This window comes from Roseinatronobacter alkalisoli (assembly GCF_028745735.1).
Lineage (GTDB): Bacteria > Pseudomonadota > Alphaproteobacteria > Rhodobacterales > Rhodobacteraceae > Roseinatronobacter > Roseinatronobacter alkalisoli.
On sequence record NZ_JAQZSM010000042.1, the window covers coordinates 1 to 16,401 of the forward strand.

The following is a 16,401-nucleotide window of genomic DNA, read 5'->3' on the forward strand; positions in this document are numbered from 1 at the left end:
TCACTTCGCTCGACGCTTTGAACCGAAACTTCGCCCCCGGGCGACCAGCGCTTCTTCGAACTCACAACTATCCCTCCTGAATTTTCCAGTTTCAGGATAGTTGCGCCACACAGAGTGAGGCAGAGCCGAACTATGGGCAACGCGACATCATCCTTGGACATCTTTGAGCAGACGCAAGCACAAAGGAAGCAAGGCACATTATGCCGTGCCTTGCGGTAACCGTATCAGCATCTTGGGATTATCAGCTCTCCGCTAGGGCATCCTTGATCGCTTTCAGCGGCGTTGCTGCCACTCGACGATCTGCGGGTTTTTCAATGGACTCGCCAGTCGCCGGATTGCGCACTGTACGCGCACCGCGGTGCTTTGCCACGATCTTGACAATGCCAGGGATTGTCACACCACCGCCATTGACAACTTCAGACTGAATTGTGTCAGCCAGGGCATCCAGCACGCTGGACGCGGTTTTCTTATCAACACCAGCGCTGTCGGCAAGAACAGCGACCAGCTGGGTTTTCGTGAGCGGTTTCGTCATTTGGCATCCCTTCGTTGCTTTGTAATCACCATAACTTTATTGACGGATGGCAGGGCTATGTCCAGACGCCACCTATTCAATGCAAAGTCCGGTTCGGATACTGCATCACAAAATGGTCTGTATGGCCAATAGAGACGATGCAGTGGCTATGGCTCTGTCGCAAAGATTTTTGGTTTCCGGTTGGCTTTGTATGAAGCATCGGCGTAGGCGGTGACTTCACAGCAAGGGTCAGATGAGTGCAATGGTTGATTTCAAGGGCGCGCATTATCCAAAATCAGTTATCCTGTTCGCGGTACTTTTCTACCTGCGCTACCCTGTTTCCTATCGTGACCGGCTTTGTTGATGGCATGGATGCCCCCTCCCGACGGCATCGTAATGTGCCGCGCAATTGTCGTAAAGGCAACCTCGACACGGTTAGAGAATAACTGGCGGGGCATTGCCCCGCCGACGACGGCATCAATGTGTGCAGGTGGGTCTGTAAGCCGCACTAGGTCGAGTTGCGAATTTTCAGCTCACCGCGCAATGCAATCGATCCTTGCGGCATACTGCCGGAAATCATGCCAATCACAGCTTCTACCATTTCGTCGATTGGCTGGCGATAACTGGTGATGTCGAAGCATGGGTTTGACACAAGCTCGATATCATCGAAGCCGACTATCGCAAATTCACCTGGAACGCTCAGCCCAAGTTCATCTCTTGCAATGCCGAGCGCACCCATTGCGAGCGCATCGTTCTCACACATAAGCACATCCACTCGCTCTTCCGGGCCTACCGTCGACAGGTAAGTTCGCAAGACAGTCGCCGCGGCAGTACTTTCATAGCTGCCGGCACTCAAAACCGGAACGTTTTCAATACCACGATCAGCCCAGCATTTGATAAAATTGCAACGTCTTCCAAGTGCTGTAGAGAGAGTCTTTGGACCGGTCATAAACCCTGGGCGACGATACCCTTTTTGCCAAAGGTAGTCGCAAATTTCAGACATGGCGACTTCCGAGTCACAACTGACCGACGGAATGGAAACCACGTTACTGTGGCGCGCCAAAACATAGAGTGGCATTTGTGACTTCAACCGCTCTCCATTCTGCAATTGCAAATCTTTGAAGTCTGTTCCAAACAAGATCGCAGCATCGACCTGACGTTGGTCAATATCCATAATTGCATCAATGTGATCATGCCGCTTGTTGATGTTGATCAAAACCATGACCATGCCTTCACCCTGAAGCCTTTCAGAGAGTCTCTCCAAAAAAGGCAATTTCGCGGGATTCTTGAAGTCATCCACCAAGACTGCGACTTGCATGGTTCGGTTGGTCGCTAGGCTTCTTGCCAGAAGATTTGGCCGATACCCAAGCTCTGCGGCCGCCGCAAGAACGCGTTCACGACTCTCAGGTTTGATTGAAGCCCCCGGTGTGAACGCTCGGTTAACCGTCCACTTTGAAACGCCGGCGGCGCGCGCAACGTCAGCACCGGTGACCCTTTTCATCGCGCTTTCTGAATCGTCCATCCGCTGTTCCTTTGAAGGGGTAAGGTACAAAAACTTTAAGGCGGCAAGAGTAGTTTTGCAACCGGGTGCAGAAATATCTTGCACCCGGGTGCACAGAGATGCTACGTCGTAAGCGCAAGATGTCGAAGCGCAGAATCGCGTAGATTTGCACCCGCGTGCAAAATCGAGGAAGTGTCTCGGAATTTTGCGGCAGGGGGAGTACGAGACCTTCTCTAGCCATTCGTTCAGAAACAAGAACACCGAGGGAGGATGTTCAATGACCACCAAATCCATACTTACCCGTTCCATAGGTAAGCTCGCCGCAGCCGCAGTGGTTGCGGCATCGACAATCGCAGGGTCTGCCGCCTTTGCTAAGGACGACATCTTCATCATCGCCGTGACACATGGTCAGGCGTCCGACCCGTTCTGGTCCATCGTTACGAATGGCATCACCAAAGCAGGCGAAGATCAGGGGATCACTGTCGCCTACCGTGCGCCGGAAACCTTCGACATGGTGCAGATGAGCCAGCTGATCGACGCAGCAGTCAACCAAGAGCCTGATGGCATCATCGTCTCGAACCCTGATCCGGATGCACTCGGGCCGTCGATCGAGCGCGCCGTTGCCGCCGGTATCCCGGTCATTTCGATGAACTCCGGGATCAGCGCCGCAGTGGGCCTTGGCATCGCGCTGCATGTGGGGCAGGACGAACTGCCCGCTGGTCGCATCGTTGGCGCAAAGCTCGGTGAAATCGGAGCGACTCACGTTCTCTGCGTCATCCAAGAAGTTGGCAACGTCGCGCTCGATCAGCGCTGCCAGGGTGTGACAGAAGGCATGGAAGGCTTCGGAACGGTTACGATCCTGCCGACCTCGTCGGATCCGAGCGAAGTCGAGTCCAGGATCCGCGCCGCGCTGATGTCCGACGACACGCTCGACGCCGTCATGGGTCTGAGCGCCCCAACCGTTGGCGAGCCCGCCGTGGCCGCCGTCCAGGGTCTGGGTATGCAGGACGAAGTGATCGTTGCGAGCTATGACCTGTCCGCCAATTTCCTTCAAGCGATCGTCGACGGCAAAGCCACCTTCGCTGTCGACCAGCAGCCCTACCTGCAAGGGTACCTGCCGGTTACCTTCCTCGCACAGCACGCACGCTATGGCGTGATGCCGGCAGGCAACGTGCCCTCGGGTCCGAGCTTCGTGACGCAGGACACCGCGCAGCAAGTGATTGATCTGTCGGCGCAGGGTCTTCGGTAATCCTCCCTGGTCGGGCAGGTTTATGCCATATTGGCCCGACCCGACCTAGCGACCCGCCAGTCTCTGGCGGGTCACCCTCGAAGAGCCGGGAAACTGCGTTCTTCGAGGCAGTCCCAAATTTAAAAAATCATGCGCTCTCGCCGCCCGCTTATGCGGAAAGAAGCGCTGTGCCTGGAGAGAAACATGAAAACCAAGAATATCAGTCTGGGCCTAATCGGGGCAGGGCGTATCGGCACTTTCCATGCGGAAACAATCGTGTACCGCGTCCCAAATGCGACACTGGTGAGCATCGCCGATCCAGCTGAAGGAGTCGCAGCGGCCCTCGCTGCGCGCCTTGGGGTGGAAAAGTCCACGTCAAATATATCCACCCTTATTAACGATCCCGATTTGCAGGGCGTGATTATTGCCTCGCCCGCCCGGTTCCACACCGATCTCGTTATTCAGGCGTGCGAGGCGGGAAAGCACGTTTTCGTCGAAAAGCCGATGGCGCTGACCATCGAAAATGCCAAGCGCGCGATCGACGCTGCCGAGAATGCAGGCGTTACTCTGCAGGTGGGATTCAATCGTCGTTGGGACCAAGCCTTCGCCGAGGGACGCTCGGCAATCGCTGCGGGCAAAATCGGCGCTCCCCAATTGCTTCGGTCCCTGACACGAGATCCTGGTCCATTTTGCGCTGATCCAGCAAAGATCCCGCAGTGGACCATCTTCTATGAAACACTGATCCACGATTTTGACACGCTGAACTGGCTCAACAATGGGTCCAAACCGGTCGAGGTCTATGCAACTGCAGATGCGCTGGTCGCGCCGGAGGCAAAGTCCAGCGGCTATCTGGACACGGCGGTAGTCACGATCAAATATGACAATGGCGCGATTGCGGTTGCCGAGGCCAATTTTAGTGCACTCTACGGCTATGACATCCGTGGCGAGGTTTTCGGCTCCGAAGGCATGGTGACCATGGGCGAAATGGCCCGGTCCAGCATGTCCTTGTACTCGGCCAGCGGCGTCGCTCAAGACACGCTACGCAAGGATACCGAGCGTTTCATGTGGCCATACGCCGCAGAATTCCAAGGGTTTGTCGACGCGATCGCTGGGGAGAGAATCGAAGCTCCGACTGGCGAGGATGCAAAAATGGCGCTGGCAATCGCGCTGGCCGCAATCGAGTCGGTTAAATCAAATGCACCGGTGAGCATCGCTTCCGTAGCTCAAACCTAACAGTAGACTACTTCGGTGCCGCACTTTGCGTCAAAATGTCAGACAGTGCGGACAATTGTGAGAAGGGAGGAATACAATGTCTTCGACATCAAGCGATGAACGCCTCAGGGCAGAATCTGCATTCTCGCGGCTTCTGAAAAAGCCAGAACTGGGTGCCTTGGCCGGACTCATTCTCGTGACCGTGTTTTTCGCGATCACCGCAGATAGCTCCATGTTCACCTTGGCCGGTTTCATGAATTTCATGAAACCGGCTGCCCAACTGGGAATTTTGGCCATTGGCGCATCCCTCCTCATGATTGGCGGAGAGTTCGACCTTTCTATTGGGTCCATGGTGGCCTTCGCTGGTTTGTTCTTCGGTGTTTGCGTGGTGACGTGGAACGTTCCGCTTCTGCTGGCAATTCCAGCGACATTGATCTTCGCGGCGTTTGTTGGGAGCATCAATGGATCGATCGTGATGCGCTCTGGGTTGCCGTCTTTCATTGTAACGCTTGCTTTTCTCTTTATCCTACGCGGTCTGTCTCTCGTCGGCCTGAAATGGGCCACTGGCGGGAACACACAGCTTCGCGGTGTCCGTGAAGCTGTGGAGGGGGACATACTGGCACCATTTTTCTCAGGAAATGCGTTTCCGGGTCTGTTCGAATGGCTAGCACATATTGGCCTGATCGAAACCTTCAGGAACGGGGCGCCGAAAGTTCCCGGGATCCCTGTCGAAATCATATGGTTTGTCGCGATTGCGTTGATAGCCACCTATGTCCTTCTTAGAACTCCGGTCGGCAACTGGATCTTTGCCGCGGGCGGAGACAAAACTGCGGCTTCGAACTCTGGTGTGCCTGTCGCCAAGATCAAGATGGCTCTCTTCATGCTCACGGCATGCTGTGCAGCCCTCGTCGCGATTATCACTGTGCTCGACGCTGGCTCCACTGATGCCCGCAGAGGGTTCCAAAAAGAGTTCGAAGCCATTATCGCGGCTGTGATCGGCGGATGTCTTCTGACGGGTGGATACGGCTCTGCAATTGGTGCCTTCTTCGGATCGATCATCTTTGGGATGGTGGTGATCGGACTGGCCTACACAAGCTTTGATCAGGATTGGTTCCAAGTTTTCCTTGGGGGGATGCTTTTGATCGCGGTCTTGTTCAACAACGCTATTCGCAAGCGTGTAACGGGGGAGCGCTGATATGACCGACGACACCATATTCCATCATGGCGATCCGGTGGCAAAACTGGCGCCCATCGTCGAAATGAAGAACATCGAAAAGCACTTTGGCAATATCATTGCTCTTGCGGGTGTGAGCTTTGATGTAAGGCCCGGGGAATGCCACTGCCTCTTGGGTGACAACGGAGCAGGCAAGTCAACCTTCATTAAGATTATGTCCGGAGTGCACAAGCCGACGAAAGGGGAGATCCTCTTCAACGGAGCGCCCATGTCTTTCAACAGTCCGCGCGATGCAATGGAGGCCGGGATTGCCACGGTTTTCCAGGATCTCGCGATGATCCCGCTGATGAGCGTGGCGCGAAATTTCTTCATGGGGCGTGAGCCCACGAAGGGATCATATCTGACGAAGCGTCTGGATGTCGACAAAATGAACCAAGTCGTCATGGATGAGATGCGAGGCATGGGTATTAATCTTCGCGCACCGGATCAAGCTGTGGGAACCCTCTCCGGCGGTGAACGGCAAACAGTCGCTATCGCCAGGGCGGTCTATTTCGGGGCAAAGGTCTTGATCCTGGACGAACCGACTTCGGCACTGGGTGTTCGACAAACGTCGAATGTTTTGGCCACAATCGACAAGGTCCGGAAGCAGGGCGTTGGCGTGGTGTTCATCTCGCACAACGTCCGACATGCCCTAGCCGTTGGTGACAGATTCACGGTCTTGAACCGCGGCAAGACATTGGGGACAGCCCAACGTGGTGAGATTTCACAGGGAGAGCTTCAAGATCTCATGGCAGGTGGTCAGGAACTGGCGCTACTTGAAGGCTCTTTGGGCGGCACAGTCTGAGAAAAGCTAAGTGTTGCTTGAACGGCGACACAATAAACTAGAACCTCCGTCGTTTCAGTAGTTTGCACGGCAGATGCCCTGCGACTCCAGAAGCGAAGCTAACTTGATAGGGTGGGAGCGGCAGATGGAACATCGCAATCTTGATGTAGTGACGATTGGCCGCTCGTCTGTCGACCTTTATGGGTCGCAAGTCGGCGGTCGGCTGGAAGATATGGGCACATTTGCCAAATATATCGGTGGCAGCCCTACCAATATTGCCTGCGGCACGGCACGGTTGGGGCTGCGGTCCGCAGTGATTACGCGGGTGGGTGATGAGCATATGGGGCGGTTCATTCGTGAACAGCTCGCCCGCGAGGGGGTTTGCACTGATGGTGTCGTGACCGACCCAGAGCGCCTGACAGCGCTGGTATTGCTGGGTATTCGCGACGAGGACCAGTTTCCGCTGATTTTCTACCGTGAGAATTGCGCGGATATGGCACTGTCGGAAGAGGATATTGACGAGGATTTCATCGCCGCGGCCCGCGCATTGTTGCCGACAGGCACTCATTTGTCCCACCTGCGAACAGAGGCAGCGGTGCTTAAAGCGCTGCGGCTGGCGCGCAAACATGGTGTCAAGACGGCGCTTGATATCGATTACCGCCCGAACCTGTGGGGCGTGGCTGGACATGGCGATGGTGAAAGCCGCTTTGTGGAATCGGCGGCAGTCACGGCAAAGCTGCAATCGCATCTGCATTTTTTCGATTTGATCGTGGGCACGGAAGAAGAGTTCCATATTGCGGGCGGGAGCACGGACACGATTACCGCGCTGCGCGCAGTACGGGCCGTGTCAGACGCTGTGCTGGTGTGCAAACGCGGTGCGGCAGGTGCGGTCGCGTTCGAGGGGCCGATCCCCGACAGCCTTGACGATGGGCAAACCGGCCCCGGCTTCCCGATTGAGGTCTTCAATGTGCTGGGTGCGGGGGACGGGTTCTTTTCCGGGCTCATGAAGGGCTGGCTGGACGGGGCGGACTGGCCGACCGCGCTCAAATATGCCAATGCCTGCGGGGCCTTTGCTGTGTCGCGCCATGGCTGCACACCAGCCTACCCCTCGCTGGCGGAGCTGGACTTCTTTCTTGAACGCGGCGTGGTCCAGCCCGACTTACGCAATGACGCAGCGCTGGAGCAGATACACTGGTCCACGAACCGCGCGCGCAATCATGGGGCTGATTGGGCGGATTACCGTATCTTCGCCTTTGACCACAGGTTGCAACTGGAAGAGATGGCAGGCTACAGCCCTGAGCAAGGCGCGGCCTTCAAGGAATTGTGCCTGCAGGCCGCGCTTGCGGTGCAGGACGGGCGCGACGGTTATGGTATCCTGTGCGATGACAGGATCGGGCGACGTGCGCTGCATGCGGCATCGGGCACCGGCCTGTGGGTCGGGCGGCCCTGCGAATGGCCGGGATCGCGGCCCTTGGCGCTGGAACCAGCGTTGGGCATTGATTGCGGTGGGTTGCAGGCATGGACGCGCGGCAATGTGGTCAAGGTGCTGTGCTTTTGCCATCCAAGCGATGCCGAAAGCCTGTGGGCCGACCAGATCGCAACGGTGGGGCGGTTGTTCACCGCCGCGCGCCGCAACGGGTTGGAATTTTTGCTGGAAGTGATCCCGTCGAAGGTGGCTTCGGTGGATGACCAGACCACGGCGCAGGTTATCGACCGTTTCTACCGCGAGGGCATCTTTCCCGACTGGTGGAAGCTGGAGCCGCTGACCACGCGTGCCGCCTGGTCCAATGCCATTGCCGCGATCGAGGCGCATGACCGCCATACGCGCGGCATCGTGGTGCTCGGGTTGGATGCGCCGGAAGATGAACTTGCGGCCAGCTTTGCCACTGCGGCGCAGTTTCCGCTGGTCAAGGGTTTCGCAGTGGGACGCACAATATTCGGCGATGTGGCGCGGCGTTGGTTCGCGCGGAATTGCGATGATGTGCAGGCTGTGGAGGAGATGCGCGCGGGTTATGCACGGCTCTGCACGCACTGGGACAATGCCCGGCAGCAGGCGCGGGAAGCCGCCTGACAGGCGGTTTTGGCGCCGCTGCCCCAGAGTATTTTTTGGCAAGATGAAGACTGGAAAGAGGAACAGCATGAGCGGGACAGTCAGATTGACAGCGGCGCAGGCAATGGTGCACTGGCTGGGTGCGCAGATGACTGCCGAGGGCGACCGCTTTATCCCCGGCATCTGGGCGATCTTTGGGCATGGCAATGTCGCCGGGCTGGGCGAGGCGCTGCATCGCGCGCAATATGGTGACCTGTGCGAAACACCCTTCCCGACATGGCGGGGCCAGAATGAACAGACCATGGCCCATGCTGCCCTTGCCTTTGCCAAGGGGCGGGCGCGGCGCCAGGCCATGGCCGTGACAACAAGCATCGGGCCAGGAGCGACGAATGTGGTGACGGCAGCGGCGCTTGCGCATGTGAACCGCCTGCCATTGCTGATCATTGCAGGCGATGTGTTTGCCAATCGCCGCCCCGACCCCGTTTTGCAGCAGATTGAGGATTTCGATGACGGCACTGTCAGTGCCAATGACTGTTTCCGCCCCGTGGTGCGGTATTTCGACCGGATCACCCGGCCCGAGCAGTTACTGAGCGCCTTGCCGCGGGCGCTGCGGGTGATGACGGATCCCGCCAATTGTGGCCCCGTTTGCCTGAGCTTCTGTCAGGATGTCCAGGCAGAAGCATTTGACTGGCCAGAGGCTTTCTTCAGCCCCCGCACCTGGCATATCCGCCGCCCCGCGCCCGATGCGCGGGAGTTGGAGGAGGTGGCCGGAATGATCGCGGGGGCTGCGCGCCCTGTGATCATCTGCGGGGGCGGCGTGATCTATTCAGGGGCCGAGGCCGCGCTGGATGGTTTTGCAACCCGCCACCAGATCCCAGTCACGGAAACACAGGCCGGCAAATCCGCCCTGTCGCAGGCACATGAGCTGAATTTCGGTGCAGCAGGCGTAGACGGATCGGCAGCGGCCAATACAGCGCTGGCAGCGGCCGATCTGGTCATCGGTATTGGCACCCGGTTGCAGGATTTCACGACCGGATCGCGGTCACTCTTTGCCCAAGATGCGAAATTGCTCTCAATCAATATCCAAGGCTATGACGCGGCCAAGCATCAGGCGGTCAGCCTTGTTGCAGATGCAAAAGTCGCGCTGGAGTTGCTTTCCGGGAAATTGGGCGACTATCGTGCCAGCCCTGATATGGCATCGCGCACGACCTGGCTGGCAGCGGTCGAAGCGAAGTGTCAGGCCACCGTAATACCGGATGATCTGCCAAACGATGCGCAGGTGATCGGTGCGGTCCAGGCGGTGGCAACGGATGCCAGCGTGGCGCTATGTGCCGCGGGCACGACGCCCGGTGCGCTGAAACTTCTGTGGCAACCCAGCGCCGGGGGCTATCACATGGAATATGGCTTCAGTTGCATGGGATACGAGATCGCAGGCGCGATGGGGCTGAAGCTGGCAAAGCCTGAACGCGAAGTGCTGTGTTTCGTGGGCGATGGCAGTTATATGATGGCCAATTCCGAACTGGCCACAGCCGTGATGCGGCGCATCCCCTTCACAGTGATCCTGACAGACAATCGCGGCTATGGCTGCATCAACCGGCTACAGCAGGGTACAGGGGGCGTGCCCTTCAACAATATGTATGTTGACTGCATGATCGAAGACCAGCCGCAGATTGATTATGTGGCCCATGCCGCCAGCATGGGCGCGCATGCGGTGAAAGCGGGTGATTTGGCCGCGCTGCAGGCCGAGATCATGGCCGCGCGAGGACGCCCTATCCCTACGGTCATCGTCGTCGAGACAACAGCCGCAGATGGCCCTGGCGAAGGGCTGGAGGGTACAGGCCAGTGGTGGGATGTCGCCGTCCCGGAGGTGGGCGGGCCAGAGCGGTTGCGCGCAGCTTATGAAAATTACATCACCAACGCCGCCCGCGTGCGGCTGAGCAGTTGAAGGACATGCCCATGATCCGCTTCGGCACCAACCCCATTGCCTGGGCCAATGATGACGACCATACCCTTGGCGCAGATATTCCGACCGAGCGTATCCTGCATGAAGCAGGTACGCTGATCGGTTTTGACGGGATCGAGAACGGGCACCGTTGGCCCAATGATCCCGAAGCCCTTCGCGTTCTTCTCGCCAGCCATGGACTAGCTTTCATCTCGGGGTGGCATTCGCTGAATCTGCTGGCGCATTCGGTCGAGGATGAAATCCGCGCGATCGCTCCGCATCTGGACAAGCTGGTTCATAACGGGTGCAAGGTCGTGATCGTCTGCGAGACATCGAATTCGGTGCAGCGGCTGACCCGCCCCCTGTCCAGCCGTCCTGTACTGGACGCCGCCGCCATGCGCGATTTCGGGGCAAAGGTCGAGGCCGTCGCGGCTCATTGCGCGGGGCGCGGGATCGATCTGGTCTATCATCATCACATGGGAACAGTGGTCCAAAGTCCCGAGGATATTGACGCGTTCATGGCCGCAACCGGTCCGCATACGAAACTCTTGTTTGACGCAGGGCATTGCTGGTTCGGCGGCGGCGATCCACAGGCGGTGCTTGCCCGCCATATCGGACGCGTAAAGCATTTCCACGCCAAGAATGTGCGCCCGGCCATCAAGGCACGTGTCGAGGCCGGGAACCTGTCCTTTATGGACGGCGTGCGGGCTGGTGTCTTTACCGTGCCTGGCGATCAAGACGGCGCGGTAGATTTCGAGCCGCTTCTGGCCCTGCTGGCCGCGCATGCGTATGACGGCTGGATCGTGATCGAGGCCGAGCAGGACCCTGCCATCCGCAACCCGCTTCTCTATCAGACCCTTGGCCTGCACACGCTGAAGCGGTTGGCGGGCAAGACAGGACTGACACCAGCGCCATGAAACTGATCGACGTTCAGCACAGCTTTTTCCGACCGCTTTGGCGCCGCATCGCAGTCGTTGCTGTCTGCCTCGGCTGGGCCATTTACGAGATCGCAACAGGCAGCCCGTTTTTTGCAATCCTTTTCGGGGCCGTCGGGATCTACTGTGTCTATCAGTTCTTAATCGTCTTCGCCCCCAATGACCCTGACTAAAGGAAAATCCAATGTCGCATTTGTTGCGCAAGCCCTTCGGAACCCACGGCAAAGTGCATGAAATCACGCCCCAATCCGCTGGTTGGCGTTATGTCGGCTTCGCACTCTACCGCCTGCGCGCAGGCGAGGAGGTGGCCGAGGCAACGGGCACACGCGAAGTGATATTGGTCATGGTCGAAGGAAAGGCTGCCTTTCATGCCGCAGGTCAGGATTGGGGCACGCTTGGCGACAGGATGGATGTCTTTGAAAAGACGCCACCGCATTGCCTCTATGTGCCGAACGATTGCGACTGGCGAGCTGTGGCGCAAACCGATTGCACCATCGCGGTCTGTTCCGCACCGGGCCTGGGCGGGCATGAGGCGCGGCGCATTGGCCCGGACGGGATCACCTTGACCCAACGCGGCGACGGGCCGAATACTCGCTGGATCAACAATATTGCAATGGAGACTGAAGATTACTGTGACAGCCTGCTGGTGACCGAAGTGTTCACCCCTGCGGGCAATTGGTCGAGCTATCCGAGCCACCGCCATGACGAGGATGATTTCCCTCGTATCACCTATCTGGAAGAAACCTATTACCACCGCCTGAACCCCGCCAATGGCTGGGCCATCCAGCGCGTCTATACCGATGATGGCAGTCTTGATGAGTGTATCGCAGTCAAGGATGGCGAGGTTGTGCTGGTTCCCCGTGGCCACCACCCCTGCGGCGCACCCCACGGGTTCGAACTTTACTATCTGAACGTCATGGCAGGCCCGCGCCGCAACTGGCGGTTCATCCCCGCGCCAGAGATCGAACACCTGATGTAGTGGCCTTGCGCCCCTCTGGAGAAAACGAAATGTCTAACCCTTTTCAACTCGCCGTATGTGCGGAAATGGTCTGGCGCGATAAGCCCATCGAGTGGCGCGCCTCACGGCTGGCTGAACGTGGACTTGGTGTAGGTCTGTGGAATTATCCCGACCACGATCTCGCGAAGCTGGAGGCGACTGGCGCCAACTTCACGATCATGAACGGATACCTGCAAGGACGGCTTGCTGACACCGTCGGTGCCGAAATGCTCCTGAAGTCTGCGCGGGAAACCGCGCAAGTTGGCAAACGGCTTGGTGTCGATCGGCTGAACCTGCATGGCACAGGATTGGGTGACGGTGGTATTCCGATCCCTCAGCATGGTACCTATTCGCCGGGAATGTTGCTGCGCGCGCGTGACACGCTCCACCGTATCTGTGACATCGCCGAGGAAGAGGGCGTGATGTTCACGCTCGAGAACCTCAACCCGCTGGATCATCCCGGATGCCCCTTCGGCTCGACCGCCGATGTTCTGTCGCTGGTCTCGGCCGTGAATCGCCCACAACTGCGTATCAACCTCGATCTCTACCACACGCAAATCGGCGAAGGCGATCTGGTGCGCTGGTGCGAAGCCTGCCTTCCGTGGATCGGTGAAGTGCAGGTCGCCGACAACCCCGGGCGCTGCGAGCCGGGTACAGGCGAGATCAATTATCCCGGTGTTGCAAAAGCGCTCGCCTCGATGGGCTACCGGGGGCCTTTGGGCATGGAAGCCTGGGCGGCAGGTGATAGCGACGCCGCCGTCGACGCCTTCGTTCAAGCCTTCTCATGAACCTGACAACACGTGCAGTGTCGACGCTTCAAACCGTCGGCAGTCGTTATTGAACCTTGGAGCTCCTATATGAAGGCGACATCTTTCCGCGTGGGCGTAAGTCCTTTGTCCTGGGTTAATGAAGTTCTGGAAGATCTCGGCGCGGGTACAGCTCCGGATCAGTGCCTTCGTGAAGCCCGATCGGCGGGATTCAGTGGCGTGGAACTCAGCCGAATTTTCCCCAAAGATACCGTCGAGCTGAAAGATCTACTCGATCAGCACGAGCTTGCATTGGTTTCCGGCTGGCACAGTGGTTTCCTTGCCGAGCGAAGCGCGGACGAAGAATTCCTGGCGGTTCAATCCCATGCAGCGCTGCTTCGAGACTGCGGAGCGCAGGTCATGGTCTATGGCGAGTGCGCGCATATGGCTGACAGCGCGCTTGACGTCCCGCTCAGTAAACGTCTGAAGTTGGGGCAGGAAGACTTCAAAGCCTATGGGGAACGACTTACGGAATTTGCTGATCGGCTGGCTGAGGATTTCGGGCTTGCGCTGGCGTATCACCATCACCTGATGATGGTGGCGGAAACCTTCGAAGAGGTCGCCGCAGTCATGGATCACAGCGGACTGTCCGTCGGCCTTCTGATGGATACAGGGCATGCCTTCGCGGGCGGCTTCAACTACGCCAAGCTGATCGACAGCTATGCGGATCGTATCAACCACATACACCTGAAGGACGTACGAGCCGACACCATGGCCCGGGTCCGCAACGATGAGCTGAGTTTCAACGAAGGGGTCCGCGCAGGGATGTTCACAGTCCCCGGCGATGGTGCGGTAGATTTCACACCGATGGCCAAGTTCTTGCGGAGCAGTGGCTATTCAGGCTGGCTTGTGGTCGAAGCTGAGCAAGATCCAAGCATCGCTGCCCCATTCGAAACAGTGAAACGGGCAAGAGACTATTTGCTCGGACTCGGTATATGACCAGGCTGGTTGGCTCGCACGGAGCTAAAGCGATTTTTTTCCAAAGCGCGTACCACTCTCTGGTGGGAGTGGGCAAAACCTTGCGCTCGACGTGGTAGGGTATTCCCGCTTTGTGTAGTATAACATCAACCAATGCTCCCGCCAGAGCAGAAATATGTGTAGAGATAGCCATCAATGCATAGCAATCTTGCAAAGCAGCGCGACTTTTTCCGGTGGGCGTACTTCCCGCATGGCTGCAATGGCTCCCTCCGTGCCGTCCCCCCCGCAACATAAATACCACGCAGGTCGGAAGGAGTGCCGAGCTGCCCCGTTGAGTCACCTAGTCTTCCGTCAAGATCAGCGGCCCGGTGACGGCAACCCGATTTGAGCCCTGCGGTGACCATCGTATGCGCCGCCGCTTGCCAATGCGGGCGTTGTCGATTTCATCAACACAGCCTCATAGCCAAGGTACGCCGTCAGTTTGCCCCGAGCATCGTAAGCCTGCGCCGAGGGCCGTCTTTTTGCGCTGAAGATTTCCGCTTAGGTCCGACGTTATGTCCGACCATAGATACAGACCCGAAGTCGAGATCCTTTCTGTCACCGATACCGGTCGCCGTCGGCGCTGGACGGATGCGCAGAAGGTTCGCATTGTAGAGGAGAGTTTCGGCCCGCGCGGGAGCATGGCCGAGACAGCGCGTCGCCATGATATTGGTCGAACGCTGCTGGTGCGCTGGCGGCGTCAGTATCGCAACGGCGAACTTGCGGGCGGTGCATCACCGTTGCGGTTCATGCCGGTGACACTCGCGTCCCCTGAGGTGCCAACGGAACCAGCTGCGCCGAAGCCGGCGGCTGCGTCGACCTCGGTCGAGCGGGCAGAGATCACGCTTCTGAACGGCAGGCGTCTTTCGGTTGCAGCGACAATCGATCCGGTGGCGTTGACGCGCCTTGTGCAGGCGCTGGATCCGTCATGATCGCGTTTCCGGCAGGCACCAAGGTTTGGATCGCGGGCGGGGTAACGGACATGCGGCGTTATGCGGCGGCCACGATTATGTGGAGTCCCGAACGACCCAGTCAAATTTATGCATTAATTGCAGAATAATAAAAGATCTCTGCCGGGCGACAGCACAGCATAATCTAGACTTCCCAAGCGCCATCCTGGCGCATGGGAGATTTGATATGAACGTCATCAAAAGACCGGTCGCGGCACCAAGGACGATGGATGCGGGCGAACTGACGCCGTGGGTTAATCAGTTCGCTGAAGAACTCGCTTTGCTGAGGTACTCGCCCCTGACCATCCAAGGTTATACCGATAGCGCTCGCCATTTTGCCGCATGGCTTGCAATTGAGATGATTGAGCTCAGGCGCGTTAACGACGACAGTCTTGGCCAGTTTGCCAAACATCGTTGTCGTTGCGGGGGGGCACGGCGAGCTATGCCCTGCTCGAGGGGCTATCTTAACCGTGTTCATCGTTTTATCTCGTTTCTCGCAAGACGTGGCATCATCGCTCCTCTGGCTGAAGCGGTCGCAGACTCTGTTGATCCTCTGGTTGGCGATTTTCAGGAATGGCTCCTGCGACATAGAGGCATTCGCGAACAGACGGCCGTATGGCACGGGAGAATGGTCATGCGGCTTCTCCCGTCACTGGGATCGGATCCGTGCGCATACGGCCCGGCTGGCATCCGAACAGCTGTTCTAAATGAAGCCCAACACTGCTCCGCAGCTTACACAAAGACAATGATGACCGCGCTGCGTGGATATTTACGCTTTCTGGCAGCGTCCGATCTCTGTCGCACTGGTCTTGAACACGCCGTGCCACGCATTCCGCAATGGCGACTATCATCATTACCGCGCTATCTGTCACCCGATCAGGTCGAACGTGTCGTGGGGTCCTGCGATCTTCAAACCAGGCGGGGTGTTCGAGATCGCGCGATTCTAATCCTCCTTGCCCGTCTCGGATTGCGGGCAGGCGACATTTTAGAGATGCGACTCCAGGACATCGATTGGCGTTCGGGAACCCTGCGGGTCAAGGGCAAGGGACGATCCGAGTCTCTTTTGCCTCTACCGCAGGATGCTGGCGATGCTGTTCTATGCTATCTGAATGACGCTCGGCCAGCTGTTGATGACGACCGCATGTTCCTGACAGCAACCGCGCCATTTCGGCCGTTTTGTGGTTCTCCGTCTATTTCTCAGATCGTTTCTCATGCTTTGACGCGTGCTGGCATTGAGGATCCGCCATCACGCGGTGCGAACTTGCTACGCCATTCAGCAGCCACGCACCTGCTCCGAAGCGGTGCCACTTTACAG

General features: G+C 57.9%; 15 protein-coding genes and 1 pseudogene. 14 read left to right on the top strand and 2 right to left on the bottom strand.

The features are described 5' to 3' along the window. Positions 1 to 241 precede the first annotated feature (241 nt). On the bottom strand, positions 242 to 532 hold the full coding sequence (locus PUT78_RS21275) for an HU family DNA-binding protein (protein ID WP_274354267.1): 291 nt from the start codon (positions 530 to 532) through the stop codon (positions 242 to 244). Between the two features lie 241 nt (positions 533 to 773). Here PUT78_RS21275 and PUT78_RS21280 point away from each other — a divergent pair. Next, positions 774 to 863, top strand: a pseudogene (locus PUT78_RS21280) (IS6 family transposase); the annotation flags it as partial. Positions 864 to 1,019: 156 nt separating this feature from the next. Here the strand turns inward: PUT78_RS21280 and PUT78_RS21285 are convergent. Continuing rightward, positions 1,020 to 2,033: a LacI family DNA-binding transcriptional regulator gene (locus PUT78_RS21285; RefSeq protein WP_274354268.1), complete on the bottom strand. Its 1,014-nt coding sequence runs from the start codon at positions 2,031 to 2,033 to the stop codon at positions 1,020 to 1,022. A gap of 256 nt (positions 2,034 to 2,289) precedes the next feature. On the opposite strand from PUT78_RS21285, the gene PUT78_RS21290 reads away from it, so the two are divergent. The 13 genes from PUT78_RS21290 to PUT78_RS21350 all read left to right on the top strand — a co-directional run. Next, positions 2,290 to 3,261, top strand: a complete 972-nt coding sequence (locus PUT78_RS21290; protein ID WP_274354269.1) for a sugar ABC transporter substrate-binding protein — start codon at positions 2,290 to 2,292, stop codon at positions 3,259 to 3,261. A gap of 183 nt (positions 3,262 to 3,444) precedes the next feature. Next, positions 3,445 to 4,473, top strand: a complete 1,029-nt coding sequence (locus tag PUT78_RS21295) for a Gfo/Idh/MocA family oxidoreductase (RefSeq protein ID WP_274354270.1) — start codon at positions 3,445 to 3,447, stop codon at positions 4,471 to 4,473. A 76-nt stretch (positions 4,474 to 4,549) separates the two neighbouring features. Beyond that, a complete protein-coding gene (locus PUT78_RS21300; protein WP_274354271.1) occupies positions 4,550 to 5,647 on the top strand; it encodes an ABC transporter permease in 1,098 nt (365 codons plus the stop codon). Between the two features lies 1 nt (position 5,648). Next, positions 5,649 to 6,470 (top strand): ATP-binding cassette domain-containing protein, encoded by an 822-nt coding sequence (locus tag PUT78_RS21305; RefSeq protein ID WP_274354272.1) that lies wholly within the window; start codon positions 5,649 to 5,651, stop codon positions 6,468 to 6,470. 124 nt (positions 6,471 to 6,594) lie between these two features. Continuing rightward, a complete protein-coding gene (locus PUT78_RS21310) occupies positions 6,595 to 8,520 on the top strand; it encodes a bifunctional 5-dehydro-2-deoxygluconokinase/5-dehydro-2-deoxyphosphogluconate aldolase (RefSeq protein ID WP_274354273.1) in 1,926 nt (641 codons plus the stop codon). Positions 8,521 to 8,587: 67 nt separating this feature from the next. Then, positions 8,588 to 10,444, top strand: coding sequence for a 3D-(3,5/4)-trihydroxycyclohexane-1,2-dione acylhydrolase (decyclizing) (gene iolD / locus PUT78_RS21315; RefSeq protein ID WP_274354274.1), 1,857 nt, complete (start codon positions 8,588 to 8,590; stop codon positions 10,442 to 10,444). An 11-nt stretch (positions 10,445 to 10,455) separates the two neighbouring features. Beyond that, positions 10,456 to 11,358, top strand: coding sequence for a myo-inosose-2 dehydratase (gene iolE / locus PUT78_RS21320; RefSeq protein WP_274354275.1), 903 nt, complete (start codon positions 10,456 to 10,458; stop codon positions 11,356 to 11,358). Next, positions 11,355 to 11,549 carry a hypothetical protein gene (locus PUT78_RS21325; protein ID WP_274354276.1) on the top strand — a complete coding sequence of 65 codons (195 nt, stop codon included), beginning with the start codon at positions 11,355 to 11,357 and terminating at the stop codon, positions 11,547 to 11,549. Before iolE (PUT78_RS21320) ends, PUT78_RS21325 begins: the two co-directional genes overlap by 4 nt. Before the next feature lie 11 nt (positions 11,550 to 11,560). Beyond that, complete coding sequence (iolB, locus tag PUT78_RS21330) at positions 11,561 to 12,355, top strand: 5-deoxy-glucuronate isomerase (protein ID WP_274354277.1); 795 nt, start codon at positions 11,561 to 11,563, stop codon at positions 12,353 to 12,355. 29 nt (positions 12,356 to 12,384) lie between these two features. Then, positions 12,385 to 13,161 carry a TIM barrel protein gene (locus PUT78_RS21335; RefSeq protein WP_274354278.1) on the top strand — a complete coding sequence of 259 codons (777 nt, stop codon included), beginning with the start codon at positions 12,385 to 12,387 and terminating at the stop codon, positions 13,159 to 13,161. Between the two features lie 69 nt (positions 13,162 to 13,230). Then, entirely contained in the window at positions 13,231 to 14,118 is an 888-nt protein-coding gene (iolE, locus tag PUT78_RS21340) for a myo-inosose-2 dehydratase (protein WP_274354279.1), read from the top strand. A gap of 533 nt (positions 14,119 to 14,651) precedes the next feature. After that, positions 14,652 to 15,068 (top strand): IS66-like element accessory protein TnpA, encoded by a 417-nt coding sequence (gene tnpA / locus PUT78_RS21345; RefSeq protein WP_274354280.1) that lies wholly within the window; start codon positions 14,652 to 14,654, stop codon positions 15,066 to 15,068. Between the two features lie 205 nt (positions 15,069 to 15,273). Then, positions 15,274 to 16,401: tyrosine-type recombinase/integrase (locus PUT78_RS21350; RefSeq protein WP_274354281.1), on the top strand; the 1,128-nt coding region annotated here is incomplete at its 3' end.

Coding starts and splice junctions, on each gene's coding strand:
- PUT78_RS21275 (WP_274354267.1), bottom strand. CDS start 532: ATGACGAAACCGCTCACGAAAACCCAGCTGGTCGCTGTTCTTGCCGAC.
- PUT78_RS21285 (WP_274354268.1), bottom strand. CDS start 2,033: ATGGACGATTCAGAAAGCGCGATGAAAAGGGTCACCGGTGCTGACGTT.
- PUT78_RS21290 (WP_274354269.1), top strand. CDS start 2,290: ATGACCACCAAATCCATACTTACCCGTTCCATAGGTAAGCTCGCCGCA.
- PUT78_RS21295 (WP_274354270.1), top strand. CDS start 3,445: ATGAAAACCAAGAATATCAGTCTGGGCCTAATCGGGGCAGGGCGTATC.
- PUT78_RS21300 (WP_274354271.1), top strand. CDS start 4,550: ATGTCTTCGACATCAAGCGATGAACGCCTCAGGGCAGAATCTGCATTC.
- PUT78_RS21305 (WP_274354272.1), top strand. CDS start 5,649: ATGACCGACGACACCATATTCCATCATGGCGATCCGGTGGCAAAACTG.
- PUT78_RS21310 (WP_274354273.1), top strand. CDS start 6,595: ATGGAACATCGCAATCTTGATGTAGTGACGATTGGCCGCTCGTCTGTC.
- iolD (WP_274354274.1), top strand. CDS start 8,588: ATGAGCGGGACAGTCAGATTGACAGCGGCGCAGGCAATGGTGCACTGG.
- iolE (WP_274354275.1), top strand. CDS start 10,456: ATGATCCGCTTCGGCACCAACCCCATTGCCTGGGCCAATGATGACGAC.
- PUT78_RS21325 (WP_274354276.1), top strand. CDS start 11,355: ATGAAACTGATCGACGTTCAGCACAGCTTTTTCCGACCGCTTTGGCGC.
- iolB (WP_274354277.1), top strand. CDS start 11,561: ATGTCGCATTTGTTGCGCAAGCCCTTCGGAACCCACGGCAAAGTGCAT.
- PUT78_RS21335 (WP_274354278.1), top strand. CDS start 12,385: ATGTCTAACCCTTTTCAACTCGCCGTATGTGCGGAAATGGTCTGGCGC.
- iolE (WP_274354279.1), top strand. CDS start 13,231: ATGAAGGCGACATCTTTCCGCGTGGGCGTAAGTCCTTTGTCCTGGGTT.
- tnpA (WP_274354280.1), top strand. CDS start 14,652: ATGTCCGACCATAGATACAGACCCGAAGTCGAGATCCTTTCTGTCACC.